General features: G+C 32.8%; 16 protein-coding genes. 2 read left to right on the plus strand and 14 right to left on the minus strand.

Translation table 11 applies throughout. The features are described from left to right. From SOY52_RS03020 to SOY52_RS03050, 7 genes are all read right to left on the minus strand, one after another. On the minus strand, positions 1 to 203 hold a 203-nt coding region (locus SOY52_RS03020), incomplete at its 3' end, for a ribosome-binding factor A (protein ID WP_320847505.1). Next, the gene (gene infB, locus SOY52_RS03025; RefSeq protein WP_320847506.1) at positions 200 to 2,797 is read right to left on the minus strand and encodes a translation initiation factor IF-2; all 2,598 of its coding nucleotides are present in this window, start codon (positions 2,795 to 2,797) and stop codon (positions 200 to 202) included. The genes infB and SOY52_RS03020, both read right to left, overlap by 4 nt. Before the next feature lie 20 nt (positions 2,798 to 2,817). After that, a complete protein-coding gene (gene nusA, locus SOY52_RS03030) occupies positions 2,818 to 4,299 on the minus strand; it encodes a transcription termination factor NusA (protein WP_320847507.1) in 1,482 nt (493 codons plus the stop codon). Beyond that, on the minus strand, positions 4,296 to 4,787 hold the full coding sequence (locus tag SOY52_RS03035; RefSeq protein ID WP_320847508.1) for a ribosome assembly cofactor RimP: 492 nt from the start codon (positions 4,785 to 4,787) through the stop codon (positions 4,296 to 4,298). The genes nusA and SOY52_RS03035 overlap by 4 nt, the downstream gene beginning before the upstream one ends. Positions 4,788 to 4,896: 109 nt before the next feature. Continuing rightward, complete coding sequence (gene mutS, locus SOY52_RS03040) at positions 4,897 to 7,479, minus strand: DNA mismatch repair protein MutS (RefSeq protein ID WP_320847509.1); 2,583 nt, start codon at positions 7,477 to 7,479, stop codon at positions 4,897 to 4,899. A gap of 5 nt (positions 7,480 to 7,484) precedes the next feature. Further along, complete coding sequence (gene bamA / locus SOY52_RS03045) at positions 7,485 to 10,004, minus strand: outer membrane protein assembly factor BamA (protein WP_320847510.1); 2,520 nt, start codon at positions 10,002 to 10,004, stop codon at positions 7,485 to 7,487. An 80-nt stretch (positions 10,005 to 10,084) separates the two neighbouring features. Then, positions 10,085 to 14,677 carry a hypothetical protein gene (locus SOY52_RS03050; protein ID WP_320847511.1) on the minus strand — a complete coding sequence of 1,531 codons (4,593 nt, stop codon included), beginning with the start codon at positions 14,675 to 14,677 and terminating at the stop codon, positions 10,085 to 10,087. Between the two features lie 62 nt (positions 14,678 to 14,739). Between SOY52_RS03050 and tmk the strand changes: the two genes are divergently transcribed. Further along, positions 14,740 to 15,360 (plus strand): dTMP kinase, encoded by a 621-nt coding sequence (gene tmk, locus SOY52_RS03055; protein ID WP_320847512.1) that lies wholly within the window; start codon positions 14,740 to 14,742, stop codon positions 15,358 to 15,360. 12 nt (positions 15,361 to 15,372) lie between these two features. On the opposite strand, the gene queA is transcribed toward tmk, so the two are convergent. The 7 genes from queA to lepB all read right to left on the minus strand — a co-directional run bounded on the left by queA (position 15,373) and on the right by lepB (position 21,503). Continuing rightward, the gene (gene queA / locus SOY52_RS03060) at positions 15,373 to 16,410 is read right to left on the minus strand and encodes a tRNA preQ1(34) S-adenosylmethionine ribosyltransferase-isomerase QueA (protein WP_320847513.1); all 1,038 of its coding nucleotides are present in this window, start codon (positions 16,408 to 16,410) and stop codon (positions 15,373 to 15,375) included. Next, entirely contained in the window at positions 16,385 to 17,437 is a 1,053-nt protein-coding gene (ruvB, locus tag SOY52_RS03065) for a Holliday junction branch migration DNA helicase RuvB (protein WP_320847514.1), read from the minus strand. Before ruvB ends, queA begins: the two co-directional genes overlap by 26 nt. After that, complete coding sequence (gene ruvA, locus SOY52_RS03070; protein ID WP_320847515.1) at positions 17,434 to 18,057, minus strand: Holliday junction branch migration protein RuvA; 624 nt, start codon at positions 18,055 to 18,057, stop codon at positions 17,434 to 17,436. Before ruvA ends, ruvB begins: the two co-directional genes overlap by 4 nt. A 3-nt stretch (positions 18,058 to 18,060) precedes the next feature. Then, complete coding sequence (ruvC, locus tag SOY52_RS03075) at positions 18,061 to 18,552, minus strand: crossover junction endodeoxyribonuclease RuvC (protein ID WP_320847516.1); 492 nt, start codon at positions 18,550 to 18,552, stop codon at positions 18,061 to 18,063. A 7-nt stretch (positions 18,553 to 18,559) separates the two neighbouring features. Further along, positions 18,560 to 19,303 (minus strand): YebC/PmpR family DNA-binding transcriptional regulator, encoded by a 744-nt coding sequence (locus tag SOY52_RS03080; RefSeq protein ID WP_320847517.1) that lies wholly within the window; start codon positions 19,301 to 19,303, stop codon positions 18,560 to 18,562. Between the two features lie 92 nt (positions 19,304 to 19,395). Next, positions 19,396 to 20,517 carry a radical SAM family heme chaperone HemW gene (hemW, locus tag SOY52_RS03085; protein WP_320847518.1) on the minus strand — a complete coding sequence of 374 codons (1,122 nt, stop codon included), beginning with the start codon at positions 20,515 to 20,517 and terminating at the stop codon, positions 19,396 to 19,398. Next, on the minus strand, positions 20,517 to 21,503 hold the full coding sequence (lepB, locus tag SOY52_RS03090; RefSeq protein WP_320847519.1) for a signal peptidase I: 987 nt from the start codon (positions 21,501 to 21,503) through the stop codon (positions 20,517 to 20,519). The genes hemW and lepB overlap by 1 nt, the downstream gene beginning before the upstream one ends. 66 nt (positions 21,504 to 21,569) lie before the next feature. Here lepB and SOY52_RS03095 point away from each other — a divergent pair, with 66 nt between their 5' ends. Next, the gene (locus tag SOY52_RS03095) at positions 21,570 to 22,988 is read left to right on the plus strand and encodes a formylglycine-generating enzyme family protein (protein WP_320847520.1); all 1,419 of its coding nucleotides are present in this window, start codon (positions 21,570 to 21,572) and stop codon (positions 22,986 to 22,988) included. Positions 22,989 to 23,003: the final 15 nt, after the last annotated feature.

A 23,003-nucleotide genomic window follows, 5' to 3' on the forward strand; every position in this document is an offset into this window, starting at 1 on the left:
AGTGCTCTAACACTTTTATCTAAGCCTCTTTCATCTGCACATGACACATATACAGTAGCATTTGCATTGTCAGATGCTAGGTTCACTTCTGTAATAGAGGTGAACCTAGAAAGATTAGGATTTTTAATCATCCCATTAACAATCATTGTTGAAATTGTTTCAAGGATTCTACTTTCAAGTCTTTTTCCTGAATATTCACTCATACTATTGTATCTTCAAGTTTCCTTGCAATCTCCTGCTTCTGAACAAATTCAAGGGTATCACCAATTTGAATATCCTGGAAGTTCTCAAGACCAATACCACATTCATATCCGGCAGTAACTTCCTTAGCATCATCCTTAAATCTCTTGAGAGATGAAATGTGGATGTTTTCTTTGTTAATCTGAATAGAGTCACGAATTACACGTACAAATGCATTTCTTGTAACTTTACCTTCAGTGATGTAACAACCTGCAATTACGCCGACTTTAGGAACGCGGAATGTGTCACGGATTTCTGCTTTACCGATATCAATTTCCTTAATTTCAGGGGAAAGGAGACCTTCCATAGCAGCCTTGATATCATCTACAACATCATAAATAATGTTATATTTCTTAATCTCAACCTTTTCCTGCTCTGCAAGTGCCTGAGCTCTTGGAGTTGGTCTAACGTTGAAGCCAACGACAAGTGCATTAGAAGCTGCTGCAAGAGAGATATCACTTTCGATAATAGCGCCAGCAGATGCTCTAATAACATTAAGTCTAATTTCAGGAGTACTAAGTTTTGTAAGTGTTCCCTGTAATGCTTCAACAGAGCCTTGAACATCACCCTTGATGATAACGTTAAAGTCTTGAACTTCACCTTCTTTAATTTTGTCATAAAGGTTTTCAAGTGTGACTTTATTAGCGTTATTAGAAGCACCAAGCTTTTCAAGCTCCTGTCTCTTAGCACCTACCATTCTTGCTTGCTTTTCATCCTCAGTTACCTGGAATGGATCGCCTGCAGATGGAATATTGGAAAGACCAATAATTTCAACAGGAGTAGATGGACCTGCTTCCTTAATCTTCTTTCCTTTATCATCGAACATAGCTCTTACTCTACCTGGATAGATACCTGCTACGTAGTAATCACCCTGGTGAAGAGTACCTTTTTGTACAATAACAGTTGCTACAGTACCTCTACCTTGGTCAATTCTTGATTCAAGAACTTTACCTTCTGCTCTACACTTTGGATTAGCCTTGAGTTCAAGCATTTCAGCTTGTAAGAGAATAGTATCGAGAAGATCATCAATACCCTCTTTCTTTAACGCACTTATCTTACAATAGAGAGTTTGACCACCCCATTCTTCAGGCATAAGACCGATATCAGAGAGCTGTTGCATTACTCTATCTGGATTTGACTCAGGTAAATCACACTTGTTGATAGCAACAATGATAGGTACCTTTGCAGCCATAGCATGGTCAATTGCTTCTCTTGTCTGAGGCATTACACCGTCGTTTGCTGCAACAACAAGTACAACAATATCTGTAACTTGAGCACCACGAGCTCTCATCATTGAGAATGCTGCGTGACCCGGAGTATCTAAGAATACTACATCACCTCGTCCTGGTACATTAACCTTGTATGCACCAATGTGCTGAGTAATACCACCAAATTCACGAGCTGCAACGTTAGCACTTCTAATTGCATCAAGAAGCTTTGTCTTACCATGGTCAACGTGACCCATGATTGTAACAATTGGTGCTCTTGGAACAAAATCCTCTTCATTTTCAGCTTCATTTTCGATGATGGTTTCATCGTAAAGTGAAACGAGGTGTACTGAACATCCATACTCTTCAGCAATAATTTCAGCTGTATCGTGGTCAATCTGCTGGTTGATAGTAACCATCATACCCATTTTAAAGAGCTTAGAGATAATATCACTTGCTTTGATATTCATCTTTTTAGCAAGTTCACTTACTGTGATGTTTTCCATAATATCAATTGACTTTGGAACAGCAGCAAGCTTACTCTCTTCCTTCTTCTTCTGAAGATACTGGAAGTCAATCTCTTGATCTCTCTTAGATTTGTAATCAACACTTTCCTTCTTCTTAGATGCAGTTTTTCTTGCACCAGATTTCTGGTTGATATCAAGAGCATCATTTTGGCCACCTGCTTGAGGTCTCATGCCAGGGCGCTGAGAGAAGTTAGGACGATTATTAAATCCTCCCTTCTGATCTTGACCCCTGTTAAAACCTCCACGGTTATTAAATGAAGAATTCTGTCCATCTTTTTGATCACGGTTAAATGATCTATTTTGGCCTTGGAAGCGATTGTTGTTGTTTTGGAATCTTTGACCTGGAGTTCTTACAGGTCTACCTCCAACAACACCAGCAACACGAGGCTTAGCCTGTTCCTTAGGCTGCTGGTCTGTAACCTTTTGACCAGGTACAGGTGGAAGGTTGTTAGGCTTGATTACAACAGGTCCAAAATGAAGTGGTGAACTTAATCTCTCACCTCTGATGATGTTTCTATTAGCTGCCGGAGCCTGACTTGGCTTAGGTGTGCTTTTAGCAACAACATTAACTGGCTTTTGAGTAGGTGTAGAGTTTTCTTTCTTCACTTGAGCACTCTGAACCTGAGGAGTCTGTACAACAGCTTCTTCCTTCTTTTCTTCCTTCTTCTCTTCTTTAATCTTAGCCTTAACTGTGACGATTTTCTTCTTCACAACTACGACTTTCTTTTCCTCTTTAACAGGAGCTTCCTTAACCTGAGGAGTCTCTCTGACAGGGGCTTGTGGTTTCTTAATGACAATTACTTTCGGTTTATCTTCGCTCATTTTTATCCTTAAAAAGATTATTACTCAAATTCGAACTCTACTCCGCAGTTTGGACAATGCGTTGTACCAGCAGTAAGTACAGTTCCACAGTTTGGACATTCGAACTGTTCTTCTTGCTCTTCCTCAACATCAATAACAGATGCAATTTCAGCTTTTTCTTCATCAGTTAAGCCAATAGCATCAACTTCTTCAGGTGTTAAATCGAAGAACTCTTCAGCTGTATATACATCATGGTATTCAAGTTTCTTAACAAGCTCTCTTGAGATGTTTAAATCTGCAAAAAGTGTTTCATCCTCACTAATACCAAGCTCTTCAGCTGTAAGATGGTGTTCTTCCTCTTCTGGAGGTGCCATAAATGCTTCATCACCAGAAGCAAAGATTGCTTCAGCTTTTTCTCTTGCTTCCTGTGTGATTTCCATCTCTTCGAACTGAGCTTGAGTTTTAACTTCAATAAGCCAGTCACAGAGCTGGTTTGCAAGTTTTACGTTCACACCTGAAAGACCAATTGCAATTCCAACTTGGTTTTCTTCAACAATAGCAACAGCATGCTTAGTTGATAAATCAATTGGAAGTACCTTTGTTACTGTTGCAGGTGTTAAAGCATTGGCAATGAAAACAAGTGGGTTTTCATCATACTGGATTACATCAATTTTTTCACCATCGAGCTCTGTCATAATAGTTTGTATTCTATTACCCTTGAGACCAACAGTTGCACCTACAGGATCTAAATCATGTGCATTTGACTTTACAGCTACCTTAGTTCTAATACCTGCCTGACGTACAATTTTAACAATTTCAATTTGGTGATCATAGATTTCAGGTACCTGAAGTTCTAAGAATTTTCTTACAAGCTCTGGAGATGTTCTTGATAAAATGATTCTTACATCACTCTTGTTTCTACCTCTAAAACCACCTCTGTTGTTTTGAGATGGATTTTCTACTCTTTCGAGGTAACACTTAACACTTTCACCTGTTGTGAAATTCTCACGTGGAGACTGATTTCTAACAGGAAGTACACCCTCAACTCCACCACCAACATTCATGTGGTAGTCACCTGATTGATTCTGGCTATTTACGTAGCACTGAATGACTTCACCCTCTTTATTTTTAAACTCTGAATAAGTGTAGTTATTTTGGATATCTTTAAATGATTGCTGTGCTCTCTGCTTAGCTGACTGTACTGCTCCACGATCAAAAGTGTGTGGATCAAGTGGAATCATGAGAGTATCTCCGATTTCAACGTCATCTGCAAGATCATGAGCTTCATCAAGAGGAATTTCAGTAACTTCATTGTAGTAGTTTTCTTCTGCTACAACAATCTTTTTAGCACTTACATTCATTGAGCTAAGATCATCAGAGAATGAAATAACAACATTTTCATCAGTTCCAAACTTTCTCTTATATGCAGCTTTAACAAATTCCTTAATAGTTTCAAGTACCATCTCTTGTGAAATGTGCTTTTCTTCGCTCATCTGTAGGATGGCATCTCTCATATCACTCATTTTGCTTCCTCCCAACGATAGGCTAATTTAGCCTTCTGAATTTCACCAAAAGAAAGAGTAAGTTCTTCCTTGGTCTCATTAGTGTCTACGATTAAAGCAGACTTGAGAGTTACACTCTCATTAGTACAGGTTGAAATATAACCTTCAACCCAGCAGGAATACTTTGTTGAATATACTCTTACAAGTTTTTCATTAAACAATACAAACTCGTAAAAGTCTTTAAAATTCCTAGTTAATCCTGGACTAGAAACCTCTAGTGATAAATCTCTGTCCTGAAATATTACACTATAACGTGGATAAAGAATGTTATAAACTTCAGCCAGGTCATCTGTATTTACTTCCCTATCAGGTGAAAATACAGTGACAATTAGCTGTACACCCTGTGCAGTTTCATTTTTTACACAGTCAACAACCTTTAATCCTAATCCAGAAAGCAGGTCTGTTAGCTCTAAAAAAAGAGCTGATGATCTAATATTATTTGTTAGCATAGTCCTCTCATCACAAAAAAAGGAACCTTAGTTGGTTCCTTCAATCATCTAATTAATTGAACTATGTTAAGAATATTTTTTATTTCTTTCTCTGTCAATAGTAATATAATTATTTCTCTTTATTTAAGTTACTTATTTCTGATTGTAACTTAGAAACAAGTAATAAAGCGTCTATTGGAGTAGATGAAGAAACGTCAAAGTCCATTATTTTATCAACTATTGAATTTATTTCTGAATTATCAAGCTTTGAAGTATCGGTAAATAAATCAAATTGTTCACTATCACTAAAAGTAGAATAGGATGCAAAGTGTTGCTTTTGGAATATTGAAGCACTTCTAATAACAGATTGAGGTATACCCGCGAGTTTAGCAACGTGTAAGCCATAACTAGACTCAGCAACTCCATTAATTACCTTTCTTACAAACTGGATATTATTCTTATCTTGAATTACTTCAAGAGTTAATAATTGCATTCCAGATGTATCTAACATAGTTAACTCATGATAGTGGGTTGCAAATAAAGTAATACAACCTACATTAAATAAGTATTGCATTATTGCATAAGCAATAGACATACCATCTTGAGTTGAAGTTCCTCTTCCTATTTCATCCATAATAACTAGACTCTTTTTTGTAGCATTACGAACAATATAGGCACTTTCTCTCATTTCAACTAAAAATGTTGACTCACCCTTTGCAAGGTTATCAGATGCTCCAACACGAGTAAAAATCCTATCAGTTAATGGAACCATAGCATAAGTTGCTGGAACAAACATACCTGCATGGGAAAGGAGAACTATTAAAGCTGTTTGCCTTAGGTATGTTGATTTACCAGCCATATTAGGACCTGTAATTAAAGAAAAATGGGACTTTGATGAATCAAAAGAGTTTGAAACAAATTGTGATTGAATTAATTTTTCTTCAACAACAGGGTGTCTTCCTTCTTTAATTATTAGCTCTCCTTCTTTAATAATTTCAGGCATTACATAGTTATTTGTTTGACTTATTTCAGCACTAGACTGATATAAATCCAATTTTGCTAAAATACTACCAACTAATCTAAGCTCTTTAGATAAGCTTGCTGCTTTATTAGTTATTTCATTATAAAGCTCTTTTTCTTTTTTGACGCTTTCAAATGTTGCAGACCTAATCTTTTCTTCAAGAGTAGAGAGTTCTGGAGTTGTAAATCGTTCACCACCTACTAAAGTTTGCCTTCTAATAAAATAAGCAGGAACTTTATCAAGTTGTCCCTTTGGTACCTCAAGGTAATAACCAATTATCTTGTTTTCTCCAAGTTTTAAAATAGTTAACCCACTCTCCTCTTTTACCTTATCAAGGTAGGAAGAAAGTAAAGCAGATGAGTTATTTTCAATTTCTCTTAGCTCATCTAATTCTTTGTTGTAGCCAGAAAGAATTATCTCCCCTTCTTTATAAAGATTGGTACAACTTGGATTAATTGCTTGATTAATCTCCTCTGTCAATTCAATTAATACACTTGGATTAGATATTTCTTCATTAACTAAGCTTAAATATATTTCCTTTTCGCTAATTAGAGAAAAGAAACATGTTAAGGTCTCTGCAATTGCTAAAAGATTTCGTGGTACACTCCGTTTCATATCAAGCTTACTTGATATTCTAATTAAATCAGAGGAAAGACGAAGTAATTCTCTAACTCTTTTTCTTTCATCTAAATCATCATAGAAGAATTTTACCCAAGATAATCTACTTTGTAACTCATCAAAGTTATTAATTGGATTTAGTAAACGATCCTTTAATAATCTTGAGCCTGATGAAGTAATTGTTCTATTTATAGCACTAAAAAGTGTATTAGCACTTGTGTGGTCCTGTAAATTAGAGATTATTTCTAGATTCTTTTCACTAGATTGATCTATTAGTAGTAAGCCTTCATCTTTAACAATTTTCAAATTTGTAAATTGATTTAATGAAGTTCTACACATTTGCTCAAGATATGTAATTAAAGCACCTGCCGCTGATACTAAACTATCCTTTTCATCAAGCATAAAGACTGAAAGAGATGATACATTAAAAAACTTCTTAATTTGTGATGTACCTTCTCTTAATGAGAAATAACGAGCTGGATATTTAGTAACAATTATGCCAAGGTCATCAATAGAGTTTCGAAATTCTCTATTCGTAAAATAATAATCTTCTTCAACTATTATTTCTTTAACACTTAATGACAATAATACTGACATTAATTGATCAGGCGAAACTCGACGTACATTAAAATCACCTGTTGTTATATCAGCATATGCAATGGAATATTCTTTTTTATTGTACCAAAGACAAACAATGTATGAATCTGATTCACTATCCAAGTATTCATCTTCAATAACAGTACCAGGGGAATATATTTGTACAACTTCTCTTTTTGCAAGTTCTTTTGAATTTTCAGGTAGTGAAAGTTGTTCACAAATTGCAACCTTCTTTCCCATATCCAATAAGCGTTTTAAATATGTTTTTGCTGCATGATATGGAATACCACACATAGGGTTACCTGCCCTATGTGTGAGTGTTAAACTTAATAGATGCGATATTTCTATCGCATCATCAAAGAACATTTCGTAGAAGTCTCCAAGACGAAAGAATAATACTTCGTCTTTATGTTGTTCTTTTATTTCCATATATTGACGCATCATTGGCGTCAACTCATTATCTTTTTCCTTCGCCATTTTTATTAATATATCGAAGTTGTGATAGCAAGAACAAGCTTTAAGCCGGAATTAGATGAACTATTTCCGAAAATAGGACCACCATCAAATGTAAATTTTCCATCAACAATACTTGATGTCTTACAAAGATATAGACCAAGAGGGAATCCAGGAATTTTAAGTTTAATACCTGCACCAGCAGAGAAATACCAATTTAAAGTATTAAAACTAAGAGTATTTAAATCTTCTGTAATAGCAGTTCCACTGATGTATGCCTCAGCTGAAATTACATTTTCAACAAGTGGGTAATTTAACTCAAGTTGGTTATGCCATAAGAATGAATTCCAAAGCTTTAATGAATGACCTCGACCGATGTTCATTCCATCGATGTAGAGCATTTCATATTTAGTAGCTCCCTTGTTTGCATCGTATAAGCCCCAACCGTTTAAATCACTATTATTCCAATATTGAGGTAGCATGAAGGATACTTGGCTAGTTAATGAGAGGACAAGATTCTTTGTTTTACCCTCTTCATTAGTAAACTTCATTATTGTTGTATAGCCTGCAGCACTAAGAGAAATCTTATTATAGTTAGAAAGACCACCAAGGATACCACCTGCATAAGTATATGTTAATGATAACATATATCCCTTGGTTGTATTATTAATAAGGTCTCTTCCATCCCATGTTAATGATGTACTAAGCTTATTTGAGAACTGCCACTTTTCATTATATTTTTTTATAATATACTCATATGGGTCATAGCTTGAATCGTAAATTGCATGAGAAAGTCCGATTGAAAGACCTCCTGATACAGATAAAGAACCCTTATCAAACATGAATTTATAACCAGAGTTATATCCACCTGTGATGCTATAGAAGTCATAGTTCATAAGGTTAGTACTTTGTGGCGTTGCTTGATCACTCATGTACCATTCAAGTGCTGATGTATAACCTTTTGGATAAGTAATATTGTTTTTGTCTCTACCATCAAAGTAAGCACTACCACTACCACGCTGTAATATACCTGTCTTACTTGATCTTTCAACAGAAAGGGATAATCCATTTGACCATCTCTTATCACCTACCCAGTCATCAGAAAGAGATATGTATAATGATTGTGTATCAGGAGAGAGATTTGTTGATACAGAGAAATCTCTGCCTGTACCCATTAAGTTTTTATCACTCCACTGTAAAAATCCAGATACAGGGAAACCATCAACTGTACCACCAAAGGTTGCACCAAAGGAAAGTTCCATTTGGTTACCTTCTTCAATTGCAAGCTCTAAGATAACACCATCTTCATCTTTTCCTTGATAAAGTCCTGTTTGTATATCTGTTACAATCGAAGTATTTAAAATATTTTGACCTGATTTTTGTAGTTTAGCTTGTGAGAAAACATCTCCAACCTTTAACTCCATTTCTCTTTCAAAAACATATGGTTTTGTTTTTGTAAGTCCTGTAATTACAATTTCCTCAATAAATGATTGATTACTTTCTGTAATTTCTAGGTGATAACTTACACTATGCTTTTCTTCATCTCTAATTTCAGATGGTATTATGTTTGTTTTAATGTAACCATTATTGTAATAAAGTGAGGCAATTTCCTGTAATTGAGTTGCAATTTGAGATGAGTTGTTTACAATACCACTCTTTAGATAAATATGGCTTTGAATTTCCTCATCACTAAATACTTTATTTCCACTAAATGTAATTTCACCTAGTGTCCAAAGACTTCCTTCTTCAATTGTAATTACAATATTAACAAGTTTATATTTTTCATCTGCCATTCCAGCATCTTGAACATCAACACTAATAATTTTGGCATCGATATAGCCATTAGTACGATAGAAATTAATAATCTTTTCAATATCGTTATCTAACTGAGTTTGAATATAATTACCACTTCTAAAGAACGATCTTTCTTTAGTGTCCATTTGCTTTGTAAGCTCTTTAGCACTGATATTACCAACACCATTAAAAGCTATTGAAGATACCTTGTATTGGTAACCTTCATTAATAACATATTCAACAGTAACTTTATTTTTTACATCATCATTACTTGTTGTTATTTGGACACTAGCATCACGATAGCCCTTACTCTTATAATAATCTTCAAGTAAAACCTTATTGGCTTTTAATACACCTGGTGCAAAGAATGAGCCTTGAGTTATGTTTTGCTCTGGCTGCAATGCTCTATCTTTTATTGCATTATTACCACTGAAAATAACTTGACCAATCATTGGGAGCTCTTGAATTTCAATATCAAGAATTAAATTACCATTATCATCTTGCTCAGCATTCATCAAATAGTAATCCATCCACTCTTGCTGATATAAAAGTGTATCGATTTCAGTTAAAATATCATCGGATAATTCTTTTCCAATGTATGGTTTCAATAATGTGTTCACACTATGCTCAGAAACATTTTGTAAACCTGAATAGTTAAAACCTTGAATATTTTTGCCATAATACCATTCTTCTGCAAAAACTGGTGCAGTTAAAAGTAATAGTATTGTTAAAATAAGCATTATTTTTTTAATCATGCATAATACTCCTTATATCAAGATAACCGAAAATTCAAAAAAACTAAACATGACAAATTAAACTTCACTCAAATTACAATTTAAAACATTATTCTCTTAGAGAAGCTAAAACCAAATGAATCAAAAATATTATATAAAGATAGATTTGTAGGTCTTGTAAAGAACGTAATTGTTCCAAGTGGATTTGACCATTCAAGAGAAATTTCAATATCAAGTTGCAAATCATCTGCAAGGAAGGTAGCACTCTTATTCTTATCTCTACCATCTTTAAATGCTGAAAGATGTACCATACCTTGCAAGAAGAAATTCTCATTTAGATACTTACCAAGGTAAATACTAGTATTATCAAGATATCTAGCAACTGGAGAAATTGTTTGACCAGAGGAAGTAAAAATAGTATCTAAAACAAGATTTTCAATTAAATTTGTTCTCAAGCTAAACATATCAAGATTTAAGCTATTTCTTATGTTAGAAATTAAATCAGCCGAAGAACTTGTTGAATTTAATAATCCCATTCTAGACATTACATCCATTCCACTTGTAAGAAGAGATGCAACAGATGAAAGATTTAATTCACCATAGGTATTAGCTGGTAAAATTGCATCTCCCAATATGGACATAATCTCATTTAAATCCTTTCTTGGAGATGATTCAAAATATGGATTTAAATCTGTTAATGTTGATTTCTTTAAAATCAAATATATATCGACTTTATTTCCTGATGCATCAAAATCTCTAAGTCTAGCTGTAAGGTCAATTACAGGAGCTAATCTTCTTGAAGATTCATTATTAAAACTTAGACTTCCTTCTGTGATGTAGAAGTTCTTCTCAAAATAATATATTTCTCCAGCCCTGAAATCTAAGCTACCATTTAATCCTATTTCCTCAAGTGCATTATCATATGTAAATGTGAAGTGTGTTTTATCCTTCATATATGCAACAAGTATAGGATCGGATGAAAGTGGAAGCATAAACTTCATGTTTTCACCCAAAGTTATATCAAAGTTATTATTTACCAGCATACCTGGTTTCCACCATACAGGAAGAGGATCCATTCCATAACTAAATACACCTGAGTCAGCAATGATTTCTCCTCCAAGATAGTTCTTAAATAGGTCTGTATAATATGAGAAATGACCATAAACATCTGCATCGATTTGCATGTTTTGGCTTTCTATAGGAACCCTAACAAAAACATCTTGTCCCTTTTCAATCCATACATTTAGACCAAAGAAGTCAACGATATTTGATGTACTTAATTGAGCTTCTAAATCAACATCTACACACTTAACAGGTCCACCTGCTTTATCAATAACCAATACAGGGGTACGAGCAGTTGATAAATAGTTATCAACCATAGAAAAATGGATATCAGAAAGTCTCAAAATACTCTTTTGTAACCACCATACTTCCATGTCAAAGCCCTTTGTATATAGGTTTCCATAGAGATGTGTATCTGTAATAGGTCCAAATAATTTTAAATCACCACCAACAAAGGCTTTATCACTAAACCAGATAATTGGGAATGGGAATGCAAAGTTAATTGATCCAATGTTAAACACAATATCATTTAAATTTAAATCAAGATTTTGTGGATTCATGATACCGTTGATATTAAGTGCAGCAACTGGTAGTAAATCAATTTTTAAGTTAGTTTCAAAAGTATTTAAATTTACATTACCATTTATCATATTACCGTCAAAAGAAATGCCATTGGTATCATTATAATTTATAAATAATTCTCTTGAATTAATTGTTAGGAAATTATCAATATCGATTTTATCAATATTAATATTTACACTAAATTCCTTTTGAAATTTATCAAATGAGATTAATAGTGAATTTGTTAACGAATCATATTTTCCAATCGGAACATTTAATGATAAATCGGATGTAATTAAATATGGTCTATCATTATTGTTTTTGGTGTATTTAATAGCAAATTTACCTACAAAATTTCCAATAGTAGTATCATATCCAATTTTCTCTGACTTCATTACTAAGTCACCAAACAATAAATTAACATCACTTAACTCAATCTTTTCATCGTTAATTAAGATATCACTACTTAAATTAAATGATGTTCTTTCATTTGAATTTGAATTGATATTTAATGACCCCGAGAAATCAAAATCATTTAAGCTTTCACCCTTACCTATCATTGAAACATTTAATAATGATTGTGTTAGACCAAAACGTTCAAGCTTTAAATTATCTATTATTACAATTCCTGTATATAAACTATCGTTGATAACCTTATATGAAGATGATATGCTCTCACTATTATTTGAAATATTAAAAGCTAAACGTCTTTCTTTAAGTGGATAAACAAGGCTACCCTTAAGCTCTGAAATATCATCTTTAAATGATATTCTATCAAGATTTAGTATGCTATTATTAAAACTTCCGTTAATTGTAATCTCAGGATTAGATTTAATATATCTAATATCTCTAATGTTAATATCACTTAATGTTAAAATACTTTCCTGGTTTCTAAAGCTAAAGTAGTAGTCAGCTAAACCATTAATTGTAATTGGCTTAATTGAGTTATCAGAGACAGGAAGTGGAAATTTATCTAAAGAAAGTACGACAGATAATTCATCTGAGTAATCAGCTGTTAATAGTAGCTGGTTACTAATTAAATCAACCTTTTTGCTATTTAAATCTAATGATAAATCAAATGGGTAGTAGCTTGCACTACTCTTAATCTGACCTAATGCTTGTACTAAGCCTTCACTTGCCCAGTTAATTGAACCTTCAATAAAGCCTTGGTCTCTACTAAGTATTGTTGCATAGAAATCATATTGCTTATTTGATCCAAGAGATATGTTAACATCTGCAAGTGTCTTACCAGTATTTGTAAGCTTTAATGAGAAATCACCTTCAGGAAGGAAGGTATCTAAATTAATAGAACCTAAATATGCAAAACGAATTAATTCAGATGTAATATTTAATTTGATGTTTTGAATCTCATTATCATTTAACTCTGCACTTAGACCTGATGCAATACCAAAGGTAGTGTCATTAAAGTGAATATTATCAAATGCTATGTTTGAGTAGATTTTTCCTTTTTTACCCTCTTGAGATGAGAATGTAAGGTACCCATTTAAAAGAGTGTCCTCTTTTATCCACATATTTAATGCTGGGAAATAGGTGTTAATTATAGATTTGAGTTCATAAGCCTTAAAACCACTTAAATCTAAGCTGGCAGTTAATATATTATTATTTTCTAGTTTAAACTTTAAATCATTTTTATAGATAGCATTAACACTAATACCCTTTGAATCTTGCTTATAAGAAGCATTAATTGGATAATCTAGCATTGCTAGTTTAATGTTAGATAAACTAATATTTAAATCTTGAATTTTACCTTCAGGAATATAGCTATCTGCTTCTAATGAAAGCTTTAAATCATTAATTAGCTTGTTATCACTCTTTAATGTAGCATCACTATTAATAAATCCATATAGCTCTTTATCGTTATACTGGATAGCAGATTCAAAATTAGATAGCATAAAGCCACTTAAATAATTATTTGTTAATCCTTCTAAACCTGATGAGAATGTTTTATTAATTCTTAATGTTAATGAAACAGAACCTAAATATGAAAAATCACAATCAAGACCAGAGAGCCTAAAGAATGAATTTTGATAATTTAAGTCAACAAAGTCATTAATATTAATATTACCACTAACTTCTAAATCAGGGGATACAGCAATATTACCTCTAATTGTTGAAGAATTAAGAGAACCATATTTTATTTTTGTAAATACTTCTGAAACGGCAAAATTAGCTTCATCACCATTACTCTCAAGACTTAGTGGACCTATTTCAAGATCGAGTTCTTTGGTCTTTAATTTGATTGCATTTACAGATAAATCTATTGGTAGTGCTGTTAGCTTTAGTGAAGCAAAATTCTCAAACTCTAGTACAGATCTTATTTGATCAACAGATAAATTTACATCTTTATTAATTAACTCAAGTCTATCCCCTGAGATTGCAAAGGAATAAAGCTTCCCATCATTTCCAGCTTTAAATGCAATATGATCAACATTAAATTGTTTATCTTTATATGATGGTACTTCTGTTACTAACGATTTAAATTTTAATTTTTCACCAAGCTGGATATTTGCCTTAATACTATCAATTTTATAGTCATTAATAGTTAGATTAAGGTTGTTTACATTTAGTGAATAAGCAAAGTAATAAAAAAGAAATTGTTTAAATAATTCATCATGACTTTCTAAATCAGTAACTATACTAAAAAGAGAAGCAATATCCAACGATGATGTACTTTCATTTTTTTGTAGTTTTAAATTTACATTAATGTTATTTACATCAACTTCAAATTTACCTTTTTTAGATAGTAAATTATGAATTATATGATAAGGATTATTGTAAACTGTTAGGTTTTCAATAGATACGTCTGCAATATCTTTGTATGTAAATTTTATATCATTAATTGTAATTTTGTTCTTTAAAATTCTATCTATCGAACTGAACGATAGAGAAAAATCTCTATCAGATGATAGTTTTTCTTCTATTGTTGAAACAATTAAAAATCCAGGAGAATCAATATTGAGCTGAAAATAAGTAAAGCATGAAACAAACACAAAAACAGACAGTATCAAAAGTGTAATGATCACGGTTGAAACTGTAGTATGATATTTCATTTTTACTCCATTTAATGATATTCTATTTTAAATAATAACAAATATCGGAGCCTATAGACAGTATGAAATCTTCTATACTTAAAAATTTTATAGTATTTGAAGGTCTTGATGGATGTGGAAAATCATCTCAGGTAAGACTATTAAAAGAACATTTAGAGAAAAAAGGAAAAAAAGTCGAAGTATCTTGTGAACCTACAGATGGACCTATTGGGAAAATGGTTCGTGATGTACTTCAGCATAAAGTAATTACAACTCCTAAAGCACTTGCTCTTCTATATGCTTCAGATAGAGAAGATCATCTTTTTCATGAAGATGTAGGTATAAAAGATAAAACAGCTAATGGCTATATCGAGATTTCAGATAGATATTTTTATTCATCTTATGCTTATCAAAGTGTTAATGTCGATTCAAATTATGTAAAGGAAATTAACAATTTTCCTTCTCCTGAGATATTAATATACATTGATGTACCTGTTGATGTTTGTTTAAGTAGAATCGATAAAAGAGGTGGTGAAAAGGAGCTTTTTGAGAAAAAAGAGTTCTTAGAAAAGGTAGATTTAAACTTCAAAAGTGCAATAAAAAATGTTAATCCAGAAACTAAAGTATTAGTTGTAAATGGAGAACAAGATATTAGTAAAATTGCAAAGGAAATAGCATTCTTTGTTGATAAAAATATAGGCTGAGAAAACTCAGCCTTAACGAATAAACATTGCGTCCCCATAGCTAAAGAAATGATATTTTTCTTTTATTGCATGGTTATATGCATTTAATATTTTTTCCTTTGATGAAAATGCTGAAACAAGCATTAGTAATGTGGATTCCGGTGTATGGAAGTTCGTAAATAAGCTATCGACAAACTTAAACTTATAGCCAGGAGTAATAAAGATATTTGTCTTTCTAGAACCAGCTTCAATATGCCCTTCTCTATCTGCAGCACTTTCAAGTGTTCTTACACTAGTAGTTCCCACAGCAACAATCTTTCTTCCTTCTGCTTTTGCTTTATTTAATAGTTCTGCAGTTTTAGCATCGATTGTGTACTTTTCGTAATGCATATGATGGTCTTCGATATTTTCACTTCTGACTGGTAAAAATGTACCTGGACCTACATGAAGTGTTACCTCTGCAATTTCAATTCCTCTATTTTTAATTTCATCGAGAATTTCTTTAGTAAAGTGTAATCCTGCAGTAGGACTTGCAACAGAACCAATATTCTTTGAATAAACAGTTTGATACCTAGTTTCATCAGAGAACGTATCCTCTCTTTTAATGTAAGGAGGGAGGGGAACATGCCCAACAAGTGAAAAAAATTCCTCATCGAGTGGATTTTCAAATGATAATATTACACTTCCATCATCATTTTTTTTAGTTAACACTGCACTCGTAATTAAATTATTATTTGAGTCAAAGAAGGTATATTTTTTTCCTTCTTTTTGTTTTTTATTTTTGTTACACATGCATTTCCAGCTAAAATCCTCATTTTCTTCTAAAAATAAGAATTCAACCTCACCACCACCCTTGGTGTGTGCATAGGTTCTAGCTTTTCTAACTTTAGAATTATTTACTACTAAAACAGAACCTTCCTCTAAAAGTGATGGAAAGTCTCTAATTGTTAAATCTTTATATTCCCCACTTGCTCTATCCATTAAAAGAAGACGGTCTTCCCCTCTTTTTTCACTTGGATTTTGAGCTATTAATTCAGCGGGAAGATCAAAATAAAATTCCTTGGTCTGCATTTTTCTTTCCTTCTGCATTCATGCCTAGTAATTCATAGGCCTTTAATGTTACACATCTACCTCTTGGAGTCCTCTTTAAGTAACCTTGTTGAATTAAATAAGGCTCATAGAAGTCCTCAAGAGTTTCAACTGCCTCACCTACACTAATAGAAAGGGTATCGGCACCTACAGGACCACCATCATAGAAATCAATAATTGTTTTCAAAATGTTTCTATCTTGGCGCTCTAAACCATTATTATCAATTCCGAGTTTTGTTAAACCATGTTTTACAATATCTGTTGTAATTAAACTATCATTTAAAATGTCGGCAAAGTCACGTAAACGTTTTAGTAATCTGTTAGCAATACGTGGTGTACCTCTAGAACAATGTGCAAGTAAAGATGCAGCATCATCTTCGATATGACACTTTAATATAGTAGCAGAACGTAAAATAATGTTTTTTAGCTCTGCGTCATCGTAGTACTCTAAGTGACAGTTAATACCAAATCTCTCTGAAAGTGGTGTTGAGACAGCACCTGCTTTAGTTGTTGCTCCAACAAGAGTGAACTTTGGAAGAGGAATTCTCATAGTTCTTGCACTTGGACCTTGACCAATAACCCAGTCAATTTCGAAATCTTCCATAGCAATATAAAGCATTTCCTCTAAAGCAGGCTTTAATCTATGGATTTCATCGATAAAAAAGATTGAGTTTTCAGTTACATTAGTTAAAATACCAGCTAAATCTTTAGGTTTATCAAGTGCAGGAGCGCTTGTCATTCTTATTTCAGAGTGCATCTCGTTAGCAATAATTGATGCAAGAGTAGTTTTACCAAGTCCTGGAGGACCAACAAGAAATGTATGATCTAATGATTCACCACGATCACGAGCGGCTTTAATAAATATTGATAAATTCTCTTTAAGCTGCTTTTGCCCTTGGAAGTCTTCAAGGTACTGAGGTCTAAGAATGTTTTCATTTTTTTCATCTTGAGCTTGGAAAGTAACACTTACAGGACTATCTTCGCTTGTGTATTTTTCGTCGTCGTTCATGAAAGTCTCCTTAACAAGATTGGGAAGATATAGCTTTCAGCTTCATTATGACTCATCTTCTTTATCTTTTCACTCTCATCTTTTAATACTTTATCAAGGGTCTTATAAACTTGCTTCTTATCAAAACCCATACCAGCTAAAGAGTCGACAACATCAGCCCACATTTTATTGGACTTTTCAACATTCTCTACTCCACTTGGACTATCATCAGTAATAACAAGTGTATCACGAAGCATTAATATTAGTTTTTGAGCTGATTTCGCACCAATACCTGGAATTCTTGAGAGTGTTGAAATATCTCTTTGGTCAAGTGCTTTGATAAAATCATTCACACTAATAGCTGACAAAATCTTTAATGCTTGTTTAGCACCAATTCCAGGTACAGTTTGAAGCTGGTTAAAGCAATCTCGTTCAAAGCTATCTTTAAAACCAAATAATAAAGCAGCGTCCTCTCTAACAACATATTTTGTTAAAACGCGAACCTCTTTATCTCTTGATAATGATGAAAAATATGAAGCAGCTTGAGTTGAAATCTCAACAAAAAACTCCATTCCGTTTACATTAATTATCAAGCTATTTTGGTCGATACTTACAAGAAATCCATTTAATGCGTTTATCATCTATTACCTCATGATTTTTGATCCTGTTGCAGAAAAAACTGCATAAGTAATACAGTCTGCTAATGCATCCGCTGCGTGATCAGGCTTTGGAACCTTATCAAGTCCAAGTAAGATTTTTACCATCTGCTGAATTTGATTCTTATCTGCACTTCCAATTCCTGTTACTGCAGTTTTTATTTGTGGTGGTGAAAAGTAAGCAACTTCAATGTTTTTTCTTCTCATTTCAAATGAAATTGCACCCATTACTTTTGCAACACTTATAGCTGATGAAATATTTTTGGTAAAGAAGATTTCTTCCATTGAAACAACTTCAGCTTTATATTTGTCAGCGATTTTAGAAATTTCATCTACAATAGAAAATATTCTATCAGGAAGATTTGCCTCAGGCTTGGTAGCTATTACACCAAAAGAAACAGGCCGGTAGCGCTGATTTATAACTTCAACAACACCCCAGCCTGTATTTGCCAATCCTGGGTCAATACCTAGGATTATCATAAATTAATTAAGCCTCTGCTTCGAAATCATCTGGAAGATCAAGGTTTGTAGATACCATCTGAACATCTTCAAGATCTTCAAGGCGTTCAACAATCTTGAGAACCTTGTTAGCTTTTTCATTATCAAGAGTAACTGTTTGATCAGCAATCTTCTGGATATCAGCACTTTCCTGCTCGAAACCTGCTGCCTGCATTGCTTCAAGAACTGTAGCAAAGTCAGCTGGTGCTGTTGTTACTTCGATTACTCCATCAGATGTGCTTACATCCTCTGCTCCATTATCTAAAGCTGCTTCAAGAATCTGATCTTCAGTGTACTTCTCTTCACTGTAGGTGATAATACCCTTAGTTTGGAACATGTAAGATACACAACCTGTGCTACCAAGTGAACCACCAAGCTTTGTAAGTGTTGAACGTACATCTGCAGCTGTTCTGTTCTTGTTATCTGTGAGAGTATCAATGATGATTGCTACTCCACCTGGTGCATATCCTTCATATGTGAGTTCGAAGTAGTTAGTAGCTCCGCCTTCACCAGTTGCTTTCTTGATAGCTCTTTCAATGTTATCTTTTGGCATGTTCTCAGCCTTAGCCTTGAGGATGGCTGTTCTGAGGGTAGCATTGGAGTTAGGATCAGGACCGCCTTGCTTTGCAGCTACTGTGATTTCCTTGATGAGCTTAGTGAACTTTTGTCCACGTTTTGCGTCCGCGATACCTTTTGCATGTTTAATAGTTGCCCATTTACTGTGGCCAGACATATATAACCCCTTATAAATAATTAATTTTTACAACTATAATAAACTATCACAAAAAAAAATGTATCGTCAACATGATGAAAAATATTTTTTGTTTATATTGCCATTGCAAGAGTTAAAATTACTTGATTTTCGACTAAAATTCCCTCTTTTGTAAGAGAAAAACTATCACAGTTATCGATATAAAGCTCTTTATCTAGGTTTTTTATAAAGTTTTTATAAACGCTATCAAAGTTTTTTGAAAATCTTTTTTGATAATCTTTTTTACTAATTCCTTCTTTAACTCTTAAATGAGTTAATAGATATTCTTCTTCAAGTTCTTCTGTTGATAACCTATACGCATCAAAGGAAGGATCTTTGATATAGTCTTCAACACTATCTTTTTCTCTTAAACTAATAACTTTTTCATAGCCAACACTGCTTTCAGCAGTAGGCCCTAGTCCTATGTATTGACCAAGGTTCCAATATACTTGGTTATGAATTGATTCATATCCCTTTTTTGCAAAGTTACTAACTTCATATTGCTTATAGCCTAAGTTTTCTAAACATTGCCAAGCAGAAATGAGCATTTGTCTCTCCTCTTCTTCGTCAATTGGTTTACAGTTTTGAGTTAACTTTGTGCCCTCTTCAAATGTTAATGAGTAGAGAGAAATATGGTCAACATCGAAGGAAGAAAGAGTATTAATATCATTTATTGTGTTATCAACACCTTCACCAGGAATACAGGTTATTAAATCTCCGTTTAAGTGGATATTATATTTTTTCTTGAAAGCAGAAAGAATAGTTAAAGCATTTATATTGTCCTCAAAGCAAGCATTCCTTCCTATTGTTTTTAATGCTCTATTTGAAAAAGATTGGATACCAACACTAATTCGATTTACAAATTTAAATAATTTTTCAATTTCTTCTGTAACATATTCTGGATTTATTTCAATTGTAAACTCTTCACTCTTTCCATTACTAGAAGCAAGTTCTGCAATTTTTAAAAGGTTATCAAAACCTAAAACACCAGGATTTCCACCACCAATAAAGATTGTTTTATATGGCTTTTTTACTACCTTATTTAACTGTGTTATTTGTTTTAAAAGAGTGTCTAAAAACTCATCCTTTAGAGAGTAATCAACTGTAGAATAAAATGCACAGTATGAGCATTTACTCTTGCAAAAAGGAATATGAATATAGAGAGAAATATCTCTATTTAGATCTAAACCTTCCATCACTTAACTAACCCAACATCGCCAATAGGCCAAAATCTAGCAATTACTTTACCGTTAATTGTACTTTCCTTAACAGGTCCAAAATATCTTCCATCAGATGAATTATCTCTATTATCGCCAAGAGGTAAAACATATCCATTAGGTACATATATACCTGCTCTATAGTGGGAATATGCAGAACGTGCATACATATCAGAAGGATTAATTAATGTATTCATTAATGTTTTATTTTGTAGAAATTCATAGTAGTCAAACATATTTTGGTTTTGCACACTTTCATATGAATTTTTTAAGTGCTGAGGAACAACATTAATATTATTTTCTTGTAATGCAAATAACCTACCCCAAGCATGCATTCCATCATATAAACTTTCATCTACACTTCTATGTGGACCAGGTAATAGAGAATTTTCTTCTCTATATTCCTCTTCTGTAATGTAATTATCATATCCAGCTGGCTTAATTAAGACATTTCCATCCTTGAATTTTATATTATCACCACCAAAGCCAACTGCTCTCTTAACAAATAATCTTTCAGCAATAGACCCATCTTCATTTCTATCAATATTCACAAGTGATAGTGTTGCATAGTAAATGGCTTGAGAAAGAATATCAAAAACAGGTCCCTTTGAATTGTATTCAGGATTGTAGAAAGTAATAATATCATCTCTTTGTACTTTTCTTGAATTTGAAAAGATTTTTGGACCTGTAGGATATAGCTCTACCCCATAGCTAATTTTACTTACAACTACTCTATCGTTAATATTTAATGTTGATACCATCGAAGGAGATGGTATTAAAAATAGTTGAAATAAAAATTGATTTAATAATATTACTACAACAACTGCAAATATTAGTGCATCAATCCAAGACCAAAGTTCAGTAAGAATTGTTTTTTTCTTACTTTTTTCATATGCTTTTAAAGCTTTTCTATGTGTAAGAATTTTAACTGTTTTATTCTCTAAAAATGAATATATTTTATCCATGTTATTAAACATATCAAAGCCTTCGTTTGTTGACAATAGGAGGTATAATGATTACTTTAAATTGGTATGAAAAAAGAAAAACTTCCTGAGGTCGAACAAGTTGTTCTACCTAATATTTTAGGCATGAGGCCTGGAAAATATATTCTTATTGCTTTAATTGTAGTTATTTTACTTTTAATATTTTTGCTTGGTATTCTACCTGGAATTATCTCATCTGGTCGATACATCTCTTTTAACAGTAATTTAGCTGATGTTGGTATAATTCTTGATGGAAAATATATTGGTTCTACAGAAGGCTCAAGAATATTTGTTTCATCTGGAAAGCACAATGTAGAATACATTAAGAATTCTGAGAAAATTGCAGATGATGTAATTAGTGTGGATAAACCAATATTTTTAACTTTGCTAATAAAAAGAACTATGAATGTTGATGTTCCTAATGTTGGAAATCAAGAAATTTACAATAATAGTTTAGAAAACACATTATATAATATTGTCTCCTACTCTCAAGTTGTTGATTACTCAGATTTTTATAATTATCCTCCTTTAATTACCAATCTTGCAAAGGATGCGGTTGCTTGTAATATTAGTGATGTTAGCAAAGAGTTTTTCTTACTTCTTAATTTTATTACATCTGACGTTTTGAAAGCCGATTTAGATAATGCATTAATAATCCTAGAACAAAATAACATTAGTTATAAGACTGCTAACTTTACAAATTTTTATAACATGTTACCTGATGTGCTTTCTTCTAACCTTGATATTGTTAAAGTAAGCCAAAAAAAATGTGTAAATTCACCAAAGAAAGCTAATAATATGTTTATCTATGATGAAGTTACATTTGAAATAGGAACAGATAGCTACCCTAATATTTTTGGCATTAATACTTATCCTGTATTGGTAAATGTAAAGCCATTTGCAGTTAGTGAATCTTATGTTTCTGAATACGATTGGGCTTTGTTTATTGAAGCTAATCCATATTGGGCAAAGAGTAATATTAATACCTTAATTAATGATGGCATGGTAGATGAATACTATTTAGCTGGTATCTTCCCTTCAACTGTAAATAAAAGCACTCTACCTATTAGAAATATTAGTTATAATGCTGCCTTAGCATATGTTTCTTGGTTAAGTGATAAGACCGGTGAACCTTATCGACTTTTAAGTGAAGCTGAATATGAGGTTGTTGCCTCATCATGTAGCAATAAACCTTATAGTAATTCTCTTGTTGTAGTTGATAATGATTCAACACTTCCTAAAGGCGTTAATGGATGCTTATGGGAATTTACATCAACTCATTATGTTCCACTTGCTAGACTTTCAGGTTCATATGAAGAACTAACTAAACTTGGAATTGGTGATGTAATTATTAAGGGTGGTTCTTATATAAATAATTCATCTACAGTTTCTCCTGAAAGCGTTGGTGTAATTGAGAAAAATGTTACTAGTGAGTATACTGGTTTCAGAGTTGCAAAGGATATTTAATGGAAAAAGAAAAAT

This window comes from Bullifex sp. (genome assembly GCF_034103065.1).
In the GTDB taxonomy this organism is placed as follows: domain Bacteria; phylum Spirochaetota; class Spirochaetia; order Sphaerochaetales; family Sphaerochaetaceae; genus Bullifex.